Source organism: Arthrobacter sp. BE255 (genome assembly GCF_031457335.1).
In the GTDB taxonomy this organism is placed as follows: Bacteria; Actinomycetota; Actinomycetes; order Actinomycetales; family Micrococcaceae; genus Arthrobacter.
The window spans coordinates 355637-369887 of record NZ_JAVDWK010000002.1 but is presented as its reverse complement, the minus strand read 5'-3'; the positions used below and the strand labels follow the sequence as shown (position 1 = coordinate 369887).

The following is a 14251-nucleotide window of genomic DNA, read 5'->3' as shown; positions in this document are numbered from 1 at the left end:
TCCCGCACACCGCGCCGTGTCCCGCGCATCGCACCCCAACCACACCCAGAAGGAAACCGCCTCATGAGCACAGCAAACGAATACCGCAGGGGCGGCCCACTCTCCGGTCACCTCGTGGTGGACCTGAGCCGGGCGCTGGCCGGACCGCACGCGGCAATGATGCTGGCCGACCTTGGCGCCCGCGTCATCAAGGTGGAAAACCCGGGCACCGGGGACGACACCCGCGGCTGGGGCCCGCCGTTCGTCGGCCCTGAGGACGACCTGCAGTCCACCTACTTCATGTCCTGCAACCGCAACAAGGAATCCATCAGCCTTGACCTGAAAAGCGATGACGGCAAGGAGGTGCTGCGCAGCCTGCTGGAACGCGCCGACGTCGTGATCGAAAACTTCCGCCCCGGCGTGATGGACCGGCTGGGCTTCTCCACCGCCGCCATGCACGAACTCAACCCGCGGCTTGTGATCCTCTCCATCACCGGGTTCGGGCACGACGGCCCCGAGTCCCAGCGCAGCGGCTACGACCAGATCCTCCAGGGTGAAGCCGGGCTCATGTCGCTGACGGGCTCCGGACCGGACGACCCCCAGCGCGTGGGCGTGCCCATCGCCGACCTGCTCTCCGGCATGAATGGAGCCTTCGGCGTGCTCGCAGCGCTCGTGGAACGGGACAGGACCGGCCGCGGCCAGATCGTGCGGACATCGCTGCTGGCATCGCTGATCGGCGTGCACGCCTTCCAGGGAACGCGCACCACTGTGGCCGGCGAAGTGCCGCAGGCACAGGGCAACCACCACCCCTCCATCGCGCCCTACGGACTGTTCGCCTGCCGCGACGGCAGTGTCCAGATCAGCGTGGGCAGCGAGAAACTGTGGTCGGCCTTCGCCGCCGCCTTCGGCCTCGATCCGGCTGCACCGGGCTTCGCCAGCAACGGCGACAGGGTGCGGAACCGCGCGGCGGTGATTGCCGCCGTCGAACGCGTTTTCTCCGGCTACGGTGCCGCGGAACTGCTCGCGAAACTGAACGACGCCGGGATCCCGGCCGGGAAGGTGCGCTCGCTGGATGAGGTTTACGCGTGGGAGCAGGTGGCTTCGCAGGGGCTGGTTATTGACGTCGAGCACCCGCTGCTGGGGAAGGTCAGCCTGCCCGGGCCGCCGCTGAGGTTCTTCGCGCCCGGCGACAGCGCCGAGACTACGGTGACGGCCCACGGCGCGCCGCCCTTGCTGGACGAAGACGGGCAGGGCATCCGCGAATGGCTGGGCATGGCGGCGTCCGTCGCGGGGGTGAAATAGCATGCCAACGACGGAAAAAGTCCGCCACCTGAGCGCCGCCGAACTGCTGGACTCCGTTGTCGACCCGGGCACTTTCGTCTCCTGGGACGAGGCTGCGCAGCAACCGCAGGCCACCGAGGACTACGCCCGGGATCTCGCCAGGGCGCGGGAGAAGAGCGGGACGGATGAATCCGTCCTCACAGGATCAGGGCTGATCCGGGGACACCGGGTGGCGGTCATCGTCAGCGAGTTCTCCTTCCTGGCCGGATCGATCGGCCACGCCGCGGCCCAGCGGATCGTGGCAGCTGTGGAACGGGCAACGGCCGAGGGCCTGCCGCTGCTGGCCGGACCCGCCTCCGGCGGCACGCGCATGCAGGAAGGGACGCTGGCCTTCCTGTCCATGGTCAAGATCACCGGGGCGGTGCGCGCCCACCGGCATGCCGGGCTGCCGTACCTGGTCTATCTCCGGCATCCCACCACCGGGGGAGTGATGGCTTCCTGGGGTTCACTGGGTCACATCAATGTGGCGGAGCCTGGGGCACTGCTGGGGTTCCTGGGGCCCCGCGTTTATGAGGCCCTCTACGGGGAGGCTTTTCCCGACGGCGTGCAGGTGGCGGAGAACCTGTTCAGCAAGGGCCTGATCGACGCCGTGGTGGAACCGGCCGAGCTGCCGGCAATCATCGGGCGGGCGCTGGACATCCTGGCGGTAAAGCCCGGGGCCGGACCCGTCCCCGGGGCGGCCACACCGCCAGCCACCCTCGCGGTCCGGCCCGCAGCCGTGGACGCCTGGACCTCCATCGGCATCTCCCGGCAGCCCCGACGCCCGGACCTGCGCCAACTCCTGCGCTACGGAGCTGACGACGCGCTGCCCCTGAACGGCACCGGCCAGGGTGAAAAGGATCCCGGCCTCCTGCTGGCGCTTGCCCGCTTTGGCGGACAGTCCTGCATCGTCCTGGGCCACGCCCGTCCCCTGCGCAAGGACGCAGCCGGAATGGGGCCGGGTTCGCTGCGGGAGGCGCGCCGCGGCATGAAGCTCGCCGAGGAACTGCGCCTGCCGCTGCTGACCGTGATCGACACCGCCGGTGCTGCCCTGTCGCAGGAAGCGGAAGAGGGCGGACTGGCGGGTGAGATCGCGCGGTCCCTGCACGAACTGATCGGGCTGCAGTCGCCGTCGGTCTCGGTACTGCTGGGCCAGGGCGCCGGCGGAGGGGCGCTGGCCCTGCTCCCGGCGGACCGGACCATCGCCGCGCAGCACAGCTGGCTCTCACCGCTGCCGCCCGAAGGGGCCAGCGCGATTGTGCACCGCACCACCGAATTTGCGCCGCAGATGGCCGATGCCCAGGGCGTTAACGTCGCGGCGCTCTACGCCAACGGCCTGGTGGACCACATCGTGGACGAACGGGACGACGCGTCACTGGAACCCAAGGACTTCTGCGCCCGCATGGCACGGGCTATCGAATACGAGCTCGGAACCTTGGCGGGCATCCCCGTGGATGAACTGCTGGCGTCCCGGGCCCGGAAGTTCCGGGAGCTCGGCGGGTAGGGCTTGTTCGGAGGTCCTGCGGCGTCCTACGTGGTGGCGATCCGCTCCGCCTGTCCGCGTTCCGCACCGCTCAACACTGCGGCGCTGCTGCCCTGCAGGGACCAGCGCGTTGTCATTCCATCCGGGCCGGTGAGCGAGCCCGACGCCAGGGCTTTGTCTATCCGACGGCGGACCTCGGCTTCCTGCCCCGGGTCGGCGGCGAAGACGATCCGCAGTTCCACTGCACCACCTTGCCGCTCAGGGCTGGTGTGGTGCGGGGCCAGCGGACAGGGCGGAACGTGATCCCAGCTCCCGCATAGCTCCAGCGTGATGGCGGCACCCGGCGCTGCCAGGTCGGCGTCCGGGTCCATCCGCAGGGAGGCCGCGTGTACGTAGTGTCCTCGCATGCTGCCATTGTCCCAGCACCGCCGCGCGGCAGGTTCCTCGGGCCCCTGGCAGGATCAGGGCAGCGCGCGGACAGTCACTTGGCAGGACCCCGGGGTGCCTTCGAGGCCGAGAGTGAGCATCTGGTCCCACGCAACGCCAGCGGCACCTGGTGCCGGGACCGTGAGAATCTGTTCTGTACCCGGCTCCAGCTTGCCTTGCGTGACGTTCGAGGCATCGGCGGTCCCGTCCGCAGCGGGTGGCGCAACGGTTGACCACTGGTACGTGAGGCCGTCGCAACCGGCAGTGGCGGAACGCAGACCGATCGAGCGTGCAGCCGCGCCGTTGACGAGCAGCTGCGTAGGTGACGCGAGGGGACCGGCGGAGGTGGTCCACGCCGTGGGAGTCTGGGCGCTTGGTCCTTCAGTGCGCAGATCATGATCCGTCAGCAGGGCGACCGATCCTTGCAGCCCCTGCCCCGTGCTGGCTGGCAGATAGGGCTGGATAGCTGCCGCGAAAGCGAGGGCGTCGGATTCCGGGATTACCAGGTGGACCGCCCGCAGGTCCGCAAGTTCCCCCGGGACGCCGGCATCGAGTGGTTGTGAGGATTTGATCCACCGCTGGGCGGCGGGCGATTCGAGGAACTCATTGACTGCCTGCAGGTTGCGGTGACCTTCCGGCAGGTCGGGTACCCATTGGCGGGAAACCAGGACAGTACGCCCGTCGTCGCCGATGAGTCCGGACCAGGGCAAAGCATCCCGCAGGTCCACTTGAGGAAGCTGGTAGATGTCCGGAGTGGGGGCCCCGGCCTGTTGGACGTAGGTCTGGAACAGAAGGCTCGAGTTGAAGGATGTGGAGGCAATCGGCACCATGACGGGCCCGTTGGTGCTGGCCAGGGTCCTGGCGGTTGTTGCGATCGCTACGAGATGGTCGAAATTCGTTTGAACGAACGGCTCAGTGACACTCGGGTTGAGGCCCGCGGGCAGTTTCGCCGCCGCGATGCGGGGCGCCAGCAGGGCCGGCACCGGGGCAAACATAAACACAAACAAAGCCGCCGTGAGTCCCAGGGCGACCATCTGGCGGACAACCAGGCGTGGCCGCGGCACCATCCGAATGACGCCGGCAAGTCCAAGCGTCATAAGGAGTGGCCAGACATGGACCTGATGGATGATGCCTGCTTGCTTCTGGGTGACGGCCCACAGTACCTCTGAGACGCCCAGGAAAGCAGCCACGAAGACGGCATTGCGGGTGACAGCGGGCGACGTCCTCCGGGCTATCACCAGCCATAGGGCAAGGACAGCTGCCGCCGCGAGTACCAGGGCCACAAAGCCGCCGGCATAGGACAGGTTGCTGGAGAGCGCATCAGCAACGGAGGTCTGATAACTGACGTAGAAAAGGGAATTGTCCCGCGTGAAGATTGACGTAAGAGTCCCGGGTGTGACAGTCGCGATGGCAGCGATCACCCCGGCTGCTCCGAGCAAAACCCTCAAGCTCAGCGCCTCTTTAATGAGGTGCAGGCCCCAGGCGGCTGGATGCCTGTACCGCAGTGCGGCGACTGAGTACGCAAAGAGGTAACAGGCGACGACGGCTGTGAGATCGAAAAGGAAGTTTTTCTTCACCAGGAGCGCGGCTCCGGCAACCAACACCGCCCAGAAGAGGGTCGACCGCCGCATGGGACGGGACACCAGGATCCACACTGCAGCGAGGACCAACGACATCCCGATCAGATCGGGAACACCTTGAACGCATACGAGGAAAGCCAGCGGGTTGAGCCCAGCCATCAGGACCATCCACGGCGAGACGCGCAAGCCGAAGACCCGGCAGGCAATTTTGGTGGTGAACACTGTCATCGGGATCAGGCCGATCAGGCCCATGGCGCCGACGTAAGGCACCCGAAGGTTGAGGAGTTCGGGTGGTAAAACCGCCAGCGGCAGGGACCAATACGGAGGATATTCGCTCAACGACTGCGTCTTGAGCCAATCGAAGAGCTCATGTGGACCTTGGCGAAGCGCTACGGAGGCGTTGATTGCCACTTCCTGGAAGCCACGCGGATCGTAGAAATAAATCCGGTGTTCACCGGCAACATACAGCACGAGAATCCCGAGGATGGCGCCTAGCGGCAGGACCCAGGTCAGGAGAAATTCACGGCGTGGCAGTCCCCAGGCAACCGTCCGCCTCATGTTTTCCTTACCCGTCATTCCTCGCCATCCGTCTTCCCCACGAAACTGATTTAAGAGTCCGGTAGCCTCCCCGGAGTTGGCCCAGCTCCTCACCGTGGACCCGATCAACCATACCGAACAAAACGCGACGGCCGGGGTCGACAGTGCAGAGGGAGCCCGTGACGCGCATCGCATCGCAGAGGCATGGCGAAGGCTTCTGCGTCGAACATTTCCCGTGTACGTCAGGATGCTCCTGACAGCGGAAAGGCCTCCGCGGGGAGGCCTTTCTTCGGGAAGTTCCGGCCCTTCGGGTCAGACCCTCTCGTGGGCGCGGTCAGCAACCGGTTCTTCAGCTGCGGGTGTCTCCCGGCGAAGCGGGAAGGCCCAGAACTTGAAGTCCTGCGCCGTGTAATGCGGCTCGGGACGGTCCGGCGGTGTTTCGTGGCGCGCTTCGGGTTTCCGGTCGGTTTCCTTCTTGTAGCCCCAGCCGAAATCCTTGCTTGATGAATAGCACATCACAGGCCTCCTCAAAGTGACTGCCCTTTAATCGTCCTCCGGTTGCGGCTTTCCGTACACACTTATTCCGGCATTTCCACTCCTGCAGGGGCTAGCGGCGGAGGATGTCCTCAGCTTCCTGCGGGTTGTGGAACTCGCACGGCCCGTAGTGCCGGAGCGGCAGCAGGCACGTCCGGCCGGTGGCAAGGTGGACGTTGGCGCAGCGCCCTGCCCGGGCCAGATCTTCGCGGACATGGATGTTGCTCAGGTCCGACCTGACCGTGACCGGTTCCCGGTTGTGTGTGTGACCGTGCTCAGCGTTCCTGTCCATTGCAGCTCCCCCTCGAGTGCCTGCCGTCAGCGATCACGGCTGATGTGTGTGGCTGTCCTCTAATTCTGCTCCTTTCCGGTTACCAATGGGTTACGGGGGCCCAAGGTTTCCGGCTATGAAGGACAGATCCCCGGCAAACTCCCTCGTGGGCGCTTCCCCATCAGAACCCCAGCTGCGCCGCCACCTGGAGAAGCAGCCGTTCGGAGCCCGCGGGACCCACCAGCTGGATGCCCATCGGAAGGCCCTGTCCCGGGCCGTCTCCCGTCCAGTGCACGGGTATGGTGATGGCCGGCAATCCGCAGACGTTGACCATGGAGGACCATGGCGCGTATTCGCACTGTTTCCGGTAGTCGCCGTCGGCGTCCCCGGTCCACTCGGCGGCGGGCCAACGGTCATCCCCGTGGGCCGCGCCGGTAAACCAGCCCACGGGACGTGGTGTCTGCGCCAGCGTGGGCATCAGCATCAGGTCCCACTGCCCGTACTGGGTGATGGTGTCGCGCTGGAACTGGCGGAGGAACGCCAGCGCTTCGTTGAGCTTTGCGGCGCTGCGTTGCTGGGCCCGCCGCCGGAAGGCCCGGGTGAGCGGCGCCAGCAGCGCCTCGCGGTGGGGGGTGATCCTGGCGCTGCCGACGGCGGCCGTCCAGGCTGTGGTGAACGCGTCCGGGTAGCGGTTGTCATAGCGGACGGCAGCTTCCGAGACCCGGTGTCCGGCGTGCTCCAGGAGTTCCGTACCGGCGCGCAGCGCGTCGAGGGCCTCAGGCCCGGTGATGAACGGGAAGGTGGTGGACCAGGGGCTGTCCAGCGTCACCCCGATGCGCAGCGGGCCCGGACCGTGCCGGACTGCCCCGCTGTAAGTCTCGCCCGAGGAGGGCGCCAGCGCGTCCATCATCAGGGCCGCATCCGCCGCGCTGCGCGCCAGGGGGCCTGCCGCCACCAGCCGTGCGGGGTCGCCGGAGCTCTCGCCGGAGGCCACCACGCCGCGGCCCGGCTTCAGGCCCACCAGTCCGCAGGCCGCCGCCGGGATGCGGACCGACCCGCCGCCGTCGGTCCCGGGGGCGAACGGAAGCATCCCTGCGGCCACCGCGGCAGCGCTGCCTCCCGAGGAACCGCCGGAACTCCGGCTGGGGGCGTGCGGATTGCGCGACGGCGGGGCGATGCGGTTTTCGCTGTATGCAGTCAGTCCGAACTCCGGCACCTGGGTCTTGCCCAGGGAAACGACGCCGGCACCCTTCAGTGCGGTGACCAGGGCACCGTCCGTCAGCGCGGGTTTATGGTCCAGAGCGGCGCTGCCGTGCGTGGTCACCACGCCGGCGACGTCTGTCAGGTCCTTGAAGCCGACCGGCATCCCGTGCAGCAGTGGCAGGGTTTCACTGACGTCGCCAGAAGACGCCGCACGACGAAGCCGCGCGAACTTCGCGTCCGCGGCGGCGGCGTCGGCCATGGCCTGCCCGCCGGTGACGGTGACGAATGCGCCCAGGAGGCGGTTGCCCGATTCGATCCGGGCCAGGCAGTGCGCCGTTGCCTCCCGCGCCGAGAGTTCGCCGGAGCGCAGGAAGCCGCTCAGCTGGACGGCGGACAGTTCGTGGATCTCAGCCAAGGAAACGTGGCTCCAGGCGCCTTTCGGAGGTGGCCGGAATGGTGGGCTGCTCAGCGGACAAGGATCCTCCTACGGGTCAGCAACAGCGTAACTTGTCCCAGGTTTCGGGAACGGGGCGATCCGCTGGCACTAGGCTGGAAGGAGACCCGTGATTCTCCGAAAGAGGACTTCCATGAGCGATTTCGATTCCGTGCCAGTCAACGACGTCCCGGCGGACGCCGTGATTCTGGACGTCCGCGAAGACTACGAATGGGTAGCCGGACACGCTGAGGACGCGGTCCACATCCCCCTGGACCAGCTCCCGGCGCGGCTCGGTGAACTCGACCCCGATGAGGATCTGTACGTCATCTGCCGGACCGGCGGCCGCTCCTTCCGGGCGGCCCAGTGGCTGACCGGCCAGGGCTACACGGCCATCAACGTCGCGGGCGGCATGGACCAGTGGCTTGAATCGGGCAGGCCGCTGGTTTCGGACAACGGCCTGAAGCCTTTGGTGCTCTAGCCCGTTGACCCTTGCCCCCGGGTGATCGAGCCTGTGGGGATCCTGGTCCGCCCGTTCATAACCACTAAGGAATATTCGATGTCCGCGTCGCCCGTTACCTATACCTTCCTGGGGCCGGAAGGCACCTTCACCGAGGCGGCGCTGATGCAGGTCCCGGGGGCTGGCGCGGCAACCCGCATCCCCGCATCGAACGTGAACGCCGCCCTGGACAAGGTCCGTGACGGTTCAGCGGATGCCGCAATGGTCCCGATCGAAAACTCGGTGGAGGGCGGGGTGACCGCCACGCTGGATGCGATCGCCAGCGGCCAGGAACTGCGCATTATCCGGGAAGTGCTGGTGCCCATCAGCTTTGTGCTGGTGGCCCGGCCCGGGGTGACCGTTTCGCAGATCCGCCGGATCTCCACGCACGGCCACGCCTGGGCGCAGTGCCGGCTGTGGGTTGACGCCAATATTCCCGGTGCTGAATATGTTCCGGGCTCCTCCACCGCCGCCTCCGCCATGGGCCTGCTGGAAGACGCCGCGCACTACGACGCCGCAATCTGCGCCCCCATCGTGGCCCAGGAACAGCCCGGGCTCTCCGTCCTCGCCGAGAACATCGGCGACAACCCGGGAGCCGTGACCCGGTTTGTCCTGGTCAGCCGGCCCGGGGCCCTGCCGGAGCGGACCGGCGCGGACAAGACCACAGTTGTGGTCCCGCTCCCGGAGGACCGCCCTGGTGCGCTGATGGAAATCCTGGACCAGTTCGCCACCCGCGGCGTGAACCTCAGCCGGATCGAATCCAGGCCCACCGGGCAGTACCTCGGCCACTACTTCTTCAGCATCGACGCTGACGGCCACATAGGCGACGCACGCGTGGCCGATGCCCTGGCCGGACTCCACCGGATCAGCCCTGCCACCCGCTTCCTGGGTTCGTATGAACGGGCTGACGCGCAAAGCGCTGACGTCGCCCCGCACACCTCTGACGAGGCATTCCAGGCGGCACACGCCTGGGTGGGGGCGATCCTCAGCGGGGAACCGGTCAGCTCCGAAGCCGTTTCCAGGGCTTCGCCCACAGCGTAGGTCCAGGTACTACCGCGCGCATAACACTGTGCGTATGCTTACTTGATCCACATTGGGGGACGGCCCCTATCGAAGGGAGCGGGTCATGAGCAGCAGCACTGATAATGACGGCCAGGGAATGATTGTCAATCCCAAGCCGACTGCCGACAACCAGGACTGGGACGGCGACGACGCAGACCGCGCTGACCGCCTGCGCTTCGAAGAAGAGCAGGCCATGATCCGTGAACAGTCCGAGGCCCGGGCTGCCAAAGCTGCCGCCGAGGCCGCCAAGAAGGCCACCGCCTAGGGCGTCCGTAATCCACCCGGCCGCGGGCTATCAGGCCTGCGGCTGGCCCTTGACCCGGATCAGGAGGGACCGCGGCTCCACGCGCACGGTGAGTTTGGTGGCTTCACCCGACGTGTCGCCGTCGATCTGGGTGGGCATCGGCTCTGGGCACTTGATGACGATCTTCCCGGACCTGTACATGGTCATTATCGGCAGGTTGCCCCGGTGCCTGAGCAGTACTTTGCCGTACATGATGATCCAGCCGAGGGCGCTCCGCGGGCTCATCACCACCACATCCAGCATGCCGTCGTCGATCATGGCCTGCGGAATGAAATCGATGCCTCCGGGTACCAGCCCGCAGTTGGCAAACAGGACGCTGCGGATGTTCCGGGCCTGTTCGGGGCCGTCGTCCAGGGTGATGGACACTTTCCGGCGCCGGCCGGGCAGGTGCCGCATGCCGGCCTCCGTGTAGGCGAGCCAGCCCACGGCTTTTTTGAGGCCGTCGTTCGTGTCGGCCAGGATTTCGGCGTCCAGCCCGATGCCCGCGATCACCAGGAAGGCGTGCTCGGAGGAGTGCCCGGTGCGGGAGTTCTCGATGCCCATCCGCGCCGTATCGATGTAGCGCTGCTGCCCGAACAGCGCCGTCTGGATGCTTGCGTGGAGGTCGTTGACGTCCAGGTCCACGTTGCGTGCCAGCAGGTTCCCGGTGCCCAGCGGGATGATGCCCATGGCAACATCCGTGTGGGCGAGGAACTCCGCCACCGCCCGCACGGTACCGTCGCCGCCGCCCACCAGGACGACGTCGGCCTTGTAGTCCAGCGCCGCCCGGGCCTGTGTGTATCCCGGATCCTCCGCGGTCGTCTCCAGGAAGAGGGGATCGTCCCAGCCCGCGGCAAGGCAGGCCCGCTGGATGGCTGCTTTGGCCTCCGGGGCGCGCGCCTTAATAGGGTTGAGGATCACCGCAACGCGCTGGTGGCTGAGGCCGGCCTCGTGCGCATCTTCGGCCACCGCGCTGCGGATGTGCAGTGCCTTGAGCTTGCGCACGCCCCACCAACTGGAGACAGCGAAGGCCAGTGCCGCGGCACTCAGGAGGTAAAGCAGCCAGTCGCTCATGGTGCTTCAACAGTATCCCGGCGGGAAGGTCCGCGTTCCCGCCCTCCTGCCGTCCGCGCTGCCGCGCCCGGATTCGATACTCTTGTCTGGTGATCGACGTAAAAGACCTCAGCGAAAACCCGGACAAGTTCCGTGCCAGCCAGCGCGCCCGCGGCGCCGACGAATCAGTGGTGGACGCGATCATCGCCGCAGACTCCGCCCGGCGTGCCGCCCTGATCCGGTACGAAAACCTCCGCGCCGAGCAGAACGTCTTCGGCAAGAAGGTGGCCCAGGCCAAGGGCGACGAGAAGAAGGCGCTGCTCGCGGAGGTCAAGGAGCTCGCCAACACGGTCAAGGCGGCCTCGGCCGAGGCTGATGCTGCCCAGGCGAAGCAGGATGAACTGCTGCGCTCCATCCCTAACCTCATCGAGGACGGCGTGCCCGAAGGCGGCGAGGACGACTACGTGGTGGTCAAGACCGTCGGAACGCCCCGCGAATTCCCCGACTTCGAGCCCCGGGACCACCTGGAAATCGGCGAGCTGATCGGCGCGATCGACATGGAGCGCGGCGCGAAGGTGTCCGGCTCCCGCTTCTACTTCCTGCGCGGCGTCGGTGCACGCCTGGAGATGGCGCTGCTGCAGATGGCCATGGACCAGGCCATCGAGGCCGGGTTCGTCCCCATGATTACGCCCACCCTGGTGCGCCCCGAAACCATGCAGGGCACCGGCTTTGACGTCAAGCACGACGCCGAGATCTACCGTCTCGCCGAGGACGACCTTTACCTTGTGGGAACCTCCGAGGTTGCCTTGGCCGGCTACCACGCCGACGAAATCCTGGACTTCGCCGCCGGGCCCATCCGGTTCGCCGGCCAGAGCTCCTGCTACCGGCGCGAGGCCGGCTCGCACGGCAAGGACACCCGCGGCATCATCCGGGTCCACCAGTTCAATAAGGTGGAGATGTTCATCTACACCACCGTTGAAGAGGCGGCCGCCGAGCACGAGCGCCTGCTTGCCTGGGAAGAGGAAATGCTGGCCAAGTGCGAGCTGCCGTACCGCGTGATCGACACCGCTGCCGGTGACCTGGGCATGTCCGCGGCACGAAAGTTCGACTGCGAAGCCTGGGTCCCCACGCAGGGTGCCTACCGCGAGCTGACATCCACCTCGAACTGCACCACCTTCCAGGCCCGCCGGCTCAACATCCGCGAGCGGGTCTTCAACGAAGAGGGCGCACCGAAGGGAACCCGCGCCGTGGCCACCCTGAACGGCACGCTGGCCACCACCCGCTGGATCGTGGCACTGCTGGAGCATCACCAGAACGCCGACGGCTCGGTCAACGTCCCGGCCGCGCTGCAGAAGTACATCGGCGGCCTGACGGTTCTCCCGGTCCTCTAGGTTCAACGGTTCCTGGGTAAACTCCCCGCCTCGTGGTCCGTTCCCCCGTTTATGCGAGGGGGATTAGTCCACCCGGCGGGGATTTTGCCTCCTGAGCCCGGCACCTTCGAGCTTGCGCCGCAGCACCTCCGGGTCGGTTACGGCTTTCCAGTCCCAGCGGACCACCTTGTAGCCGAGCGCCCGGAGCCGGTCCTCGCGCTTTTTCTCCGCCAGGATGGCTTCCCGTGTGCTGCGGTCGCCCAGGAGCTCGTCGTCAAGATACTTGGCGTCGCCGTCGAACTCCCCGATAACGCCGTATTCGGGCCAGAAGAAATCTGTCCGCCCAATGAATCCTTCGCTGTCATGAAAAGGACGCTGCAGGACCGGAGCGGGGAATCCCAGAATGTGGATGAGTGCCCGGCTGCGGGACTCCCCGACGGATTCCGCCGCCTCGTCAGCCAAGGCCAGGACCTCCAGGACCCGACGGCGTTTGGCAGCAGATGCCAGGCTGGCCGACGCCTGCTGCAGGTCCATTCGGGTCAGGCCTTCGCCTTCCTGGCGGCGGCTTCCCAGGACGGTGTCAGCCACAGCCACAGCCTCCGGGAGTTCCAACCGGACAACTGAGTCCATCACAGTCTGAACGAGCGTCGTCACAGCGTAGCCGCGGGCTTGGACGATATCGGTTTCCCAGTGATGCCGGAAGATTCCATAGCCCCGGACCGATTCGAGACCGGTGAGGCCTGTCTTCGGATTCCTGGCCGCTTGGGTTGTCGAGGCGATTCTGCCCGCCTTGTGCGGTGATTGCGTGACGATGTGGATATGGTCGGGGACCCCCGGGGTGGGCAATCGCCAGACACGCAGCGCTGTCAGATAACAGAAACCTGCCGCCGGATCGCTGGCGGCAACCGCGGCAACTGTGGCCGCATAGCGTTCCCATGCTTTGAGGGCCAGCCACGCGGGCTTGCTGTAGTAGACGCCGGCGCGGACGCGGACCAGGTTTCCCTGCGTGTAGGCGCGGCTCAGGCCGCGGCTGCTTCCGGTGAGGGCGCGCATTTGGCTGGCGAGAATCAGGGGAGCAGGGGATTGCATGTGTCCATGCTGGGCTGTTCATCCCGACGCAACCAGACACGGCTTCCTGAATGTGGATAAGTCGAGGCAATTCCCCTGTGAGTGGACCTTTCCCCGTGGAACGCAGCGGGGAATTGACCATGCGGCGGGGAACGATGTGGGAATTGGCCGGTGAAGGTTAACACTCACACCGGGGATAACCCTGTGAGTATTAACGTGTTGTTCACAGGAGCTGTGGCGTGCGTCCTAGCAGTGGTCCGCGGGCGTCTGCTCTACTGGATAAATGACAACACTGACTGAAAACACAGTCGCTGGCAACGATGACCAGCGAAACACCAACCCGGCCGGCAGCACCAAGTACATGGTGGCCCTGGACGTCGACGGCACGCTCGTGGACCACGACGGCCACATGTCCGAAGGTGTCCGTGAAGCCGCCCGCGCGGTGGTTTCCGGCGGCCACGACGTCCTGATCGCCACCGGGCGTTCGCTCAACGCCACCCTGCCCGTGATCGAGCAGATCGGCCTGGACCGCGGCTACGCCGTATGCTGCAACGGCGGCGTGACCCTCCGCCTGGACCCGGCGCTGGCCGACGGGTACGAGGTCATCCACAAGGCCACGTTCGACCCCGCCCCCGCGCTCCGTGCACTGCGGGAAAAGCTCCCCACGGCGAAGTACGCCCTGGAGGACGAGGAAGGGAACTTCCTGTCCACGGAGCGCTTCCAGGACGCCAGCTTCGGCGTGGAGGCCATCGGCGTCGACTTCCAGACCCTGCTGGAATCCACAGCCGTCCGCCTGGTGGTGTTCAGCACCGAGAACACGCCCGAGGAATTCTCCACCACCATCCGCGAGATCGGCCTGGCCGGCGTCACCTACTCGGTCGGCTGGACGGCGTGGCTGGACATTGCCGCCGCAGGCGTCACCAAGGCCAGCGCCCTCGAGAAGCTCCGCGGCAGGCTCGGCACTCCGCAGCATCTCACCGTCGCCGTGGGGGACGGCCGGAACGACATCGAAATGCTCGGCTGGGCGGGACGCGGCGTGGCCATGGGCCAGGCGCCGGAGGAAGTCATCGCCGCCGCGGACGAGATCACGCATTCGGTGTACGACGACGGCGCCGCGCACGTGCTGCGCAGCCTCCTGCCGTAGGGGGGT

The 14251-nt window shown here is 66.7% G+C and carries 14 protein-coding genes; 7 read left to right on the top strand and 7 right to left on the bottom strand.

From position 1 onward, the window contains the following. The first annotated feature begins 63 nt into the window (after positions 1 to 63). Together J2X42_RS04895 and J2X42_RS04890 are read left to right on the top strand one after the other, a co-directional pair. Entirely contained in the window at positions 64 to 1281 is a 1218-nt protein-coding gene (locus tag J2X42_RS04895) for a CoA transferase (protein ID WP_310162784.1), read from the top strand. Between the two features lies 1 nt (position 1282). Next, positions 1283 to 2803 (top strand): carboxyl transferase domain-containing protein, encoded by a 1521-nt coding sequence (locus tag J2X42_RS04890; RefSeq protein WP_310162782.1) that lies wholly within the window; start codon positions 1283 to 1285, stop codon positions 2801 to 2803. 26 nt (positions 2804 to 2829) lie between these two features. On the opposite strand, the gene J2X42_RS04885 is transcribed toward J2X42_RS04890, so the two are convergent. From J2X42_RS04885 to J2X42_RS04865, 5 genes are all read right to left on the bottom strand, one after another. Continuing rightward, complete coding sequence (locus J2X42_RS04885; protein WP_310162780.1) at positions 2830 to 3189, bottom strand: hypothetical protein; 360 nt, start codon at positions 3187 to 3189, stop codon at positions 2830 to 2832. Between the two features lie 54 nt (positions 3190 to 3243). Next, complete coding sequence (locus J2X42_RS04880; RefSeq protein ID WP_310162777.1) at positions 3244 to 5346, bottom strand: hypothetical protein; 2103 nt, start codon at positions 5344 to 5346, stop codon at positions 3244 to 3246. A gap of 291 nt (positions 5347 to 5637) precedes the next feature. After that, complete coding sequence (locus J2X42_RS04875) at positions 5638 to 5841, bottom strand: hypothetical protein (RefSeq protein WP_310162774.1); 204 nt, start codon at positions 5839 to 5841, stop codon at positions 5638 to 5640. A gap of 91 nt (positions 5842 to 5932) precedes the next feature. Then, entirely contained in the window at positions 5933 to 6151 is a 219-nt protein-coding gene (locus tag J2X42_RS04870) for a hypothetical protein (RefSeq protein WP_310162771.1), read from the bottom strand. Between the two features lie 160 nt (positions 6152 to 6311). Beyond that, the gene (locus J2X42_RS04865) at positions 6312 to 7748 is read right to left on the bottom strand and encodes an amidase (protein WP_310162768.1); all 1437 of its coding nucleotides are present in this window, start codon (positions 7746 to 7748) and stop codon (positions 6312 to 6314) included. 172 nt (positions 7749 to 7920) lie between these two features. Between J2X42_RS04865 and J2X42_RS04860 the strand changes: the two genes are divergently transcribed. The 3 genes from J2X42_RS04860 to J2X42_RS04850 all read left to right on the top strand — a co-directional run bounded on the left by J2X42_RS04860 (position 7921) and on the right by J2X42_RS04850 (position 9592). Continuing rightward, positions 7921 to 8247 (top strand): rhodanese-like domain-containing protein, encoded by a 327-nt coding sequence (locus J2X42_RS04860; RefSeq protein ID WP_131132272.1) that lies wholly within the window; start codon positions 7921 to 7923, stop codon positions 8245 to 8247. Positions 8248 to 8325: 78 nt separating this feature from the next. Beyond that, the gene (gene pheA / locus J2X42_RS04855) at positions 8326 to 9306 is read left to right on the top strand and encodes a prephenate dehydratase (protein ID WP_310162767.1); all 981 of its coding nucleotides are present in this window, start codon (positions 8326 to 8328) and stop codon (positions 9304 to 9306) included. Positions 9307 to 9391: 85 nt separating this feature from the next. Next, complete coding sequence (locus tag J2X42_RS04850) at positions 9392 to 9592, top strand: hypothetical protein (protein ID WP_131132274.1); 201 nt, start codon at positions 9392 to 9394, stop codon at positions 9590 to 9592. 30 nt (positions 9593 to 9622) lie between these two features. Here the strand turns inward: J2X42_RS04850 and J2X42_RS04845 are convergent, their stop codons facing one another. Continuing rightward, on the bottom strand, positions 9623 to 10684 hold the full coding sequence (locus J2X42_RS04845) for a diacylglycerol kinase family protein (protein WP_310162764.1): 1062 nt from the start codon (positions 10682 to 10684) through the stop codon (positions 9623 to 9625). A gap of 89 nt (positions 10685 to 10773) precedes the next feature. On the opposite strand from J2X42_RS04845, the gene serS reads away from it, so the two are divergent. Further along, positions 10774 to 12054, top strand: a complete 1281-nt coding sequence (serS, locus tag J2X42_RS04840; protein ID WP_310162762.1) for a serine--tRNA ligase — start codon at positions 10774 to 10776, stop codon at positions 12052 to 12054. Between the two features lie 63 nt (positions 12055 to 12117). On the opposite strand, the gene J2X42_RS04835 is transcribed toward serS, so the two are convergent. Next, the gene (locus tag J2X42_RS04835) at positions 12118 to 13122 is read right to left on the bottom strand and encodes a hypothetical protein (protein ID WP_310162760.1); all 1005 of its coding nucleotides are present in this window, start codon (positions 13120 to 13122) and stop codon (positions 12118 to 12120) included. Positions 13123 to 13384: 262 nt separating this feature from the next. Here J2X42_RS04835 and J2X42_RS04830 point away from each other — a divergent pair, with 262 nt between their 5' ends. Then, entirely contained in the window at positions 13385 to 14245 is an 861-nt protein-coding gene (locus J2X42_RS04830) for an HAD family hydrolase (RefSeq protein WP_310162759.1), read from the top strand. The last annotated feature ends 6 nt before the right edge of the window (positions 14246 to 14251 follow it).

Excerpts from the sequence above, each read along its gene's own strand:
- J2X42_RS04880 (WP_310162777.1), bottom strand. The coding sequence starts at position 5,346 with ATGAGGCGGACGGTTGCCTGGGGACTGCCACGCCGTGAATTTCTCCTG.
- J2X42_RS04850 (WP_131132274.1), top strand. The coding sequence starts at position 9,392 with ATGAGCAGCAGCACTGATAATGACGGCCAGGGAATGATTGTCAATCCC.
- J2X42_RS04885 (WP_310162780.1), bottom strand. The coding sequence starts at position 3,189 with ATGCGAGGACACTACGTACACGCGGCCTCCCTGCGGATGGACCCGGAC.
- J2X42_RS04870 (WP_310162771.1), bottom strand. The coding sequence starts at position 6,151 with ATGGACAGGAACGCTGAGCACGGTCACACACACAACCGGGAACCGGTC.
- J2X42_RS04895 (WP_310162784.1), top strand. The coding sequence starts at position 64 with ATGAGCACAGCAAACGAATACCGCAGGGGCGGCCCACTCTCCGGTCAC.
- J2X42_RS04845 (WP_310162764.1), bottom strand. The coding sequence starts at position 10,684 with ATGAGCGACTGGCTGCTTTACCTCCTGAGTGCCGCGGCACTGGCCTTC.
- J2X42_RS04890 (WP_310162782.1), top strand. The coding sequence starts at position 1,283 with ATGCCAACGACGGAAAAAGTCCGCCACCTGAGCGCCGCCGAACTGCTG.
- pheA (WP_310162767.1), top strand. The coding sequence starts at position 8,326 with ATGTCCGCGTCGCCCGTTACCTATACCTTCCTGGGGCCGGAAGGCACC.
- J2X42_RS04835 (WP_310162760.1), bottom strand. The coding sequence starts at position 13,122 with ATGCAATCCCCTGCTCCCCTGATTCTCGCCAGCCAAATGCGCGCCCTC.
- J2X42_RS04830 (WP_310162759.1), top strand. The coding sequence starts at position 13,385 with ATGACAACACTGACTGAAAACACAGTCGCTGGCAACGATGACCAGCGA.
- J2X42_RS04875 (WP_310162774.1), bottom strand. The coding sequence starts at position 5,841 with ATGTGCTATTCATCAAGCAAGGATTTCGGCTGGGGCTACAAGAAGGAA.
- J2X42_RS04860 (WP_131132272.1), top strand. The coding sequence starts at position 7,921 with ATGAGCGATTTCGATTCCGTGCCAGTCAACGACGTCCCGGCGGACGCC.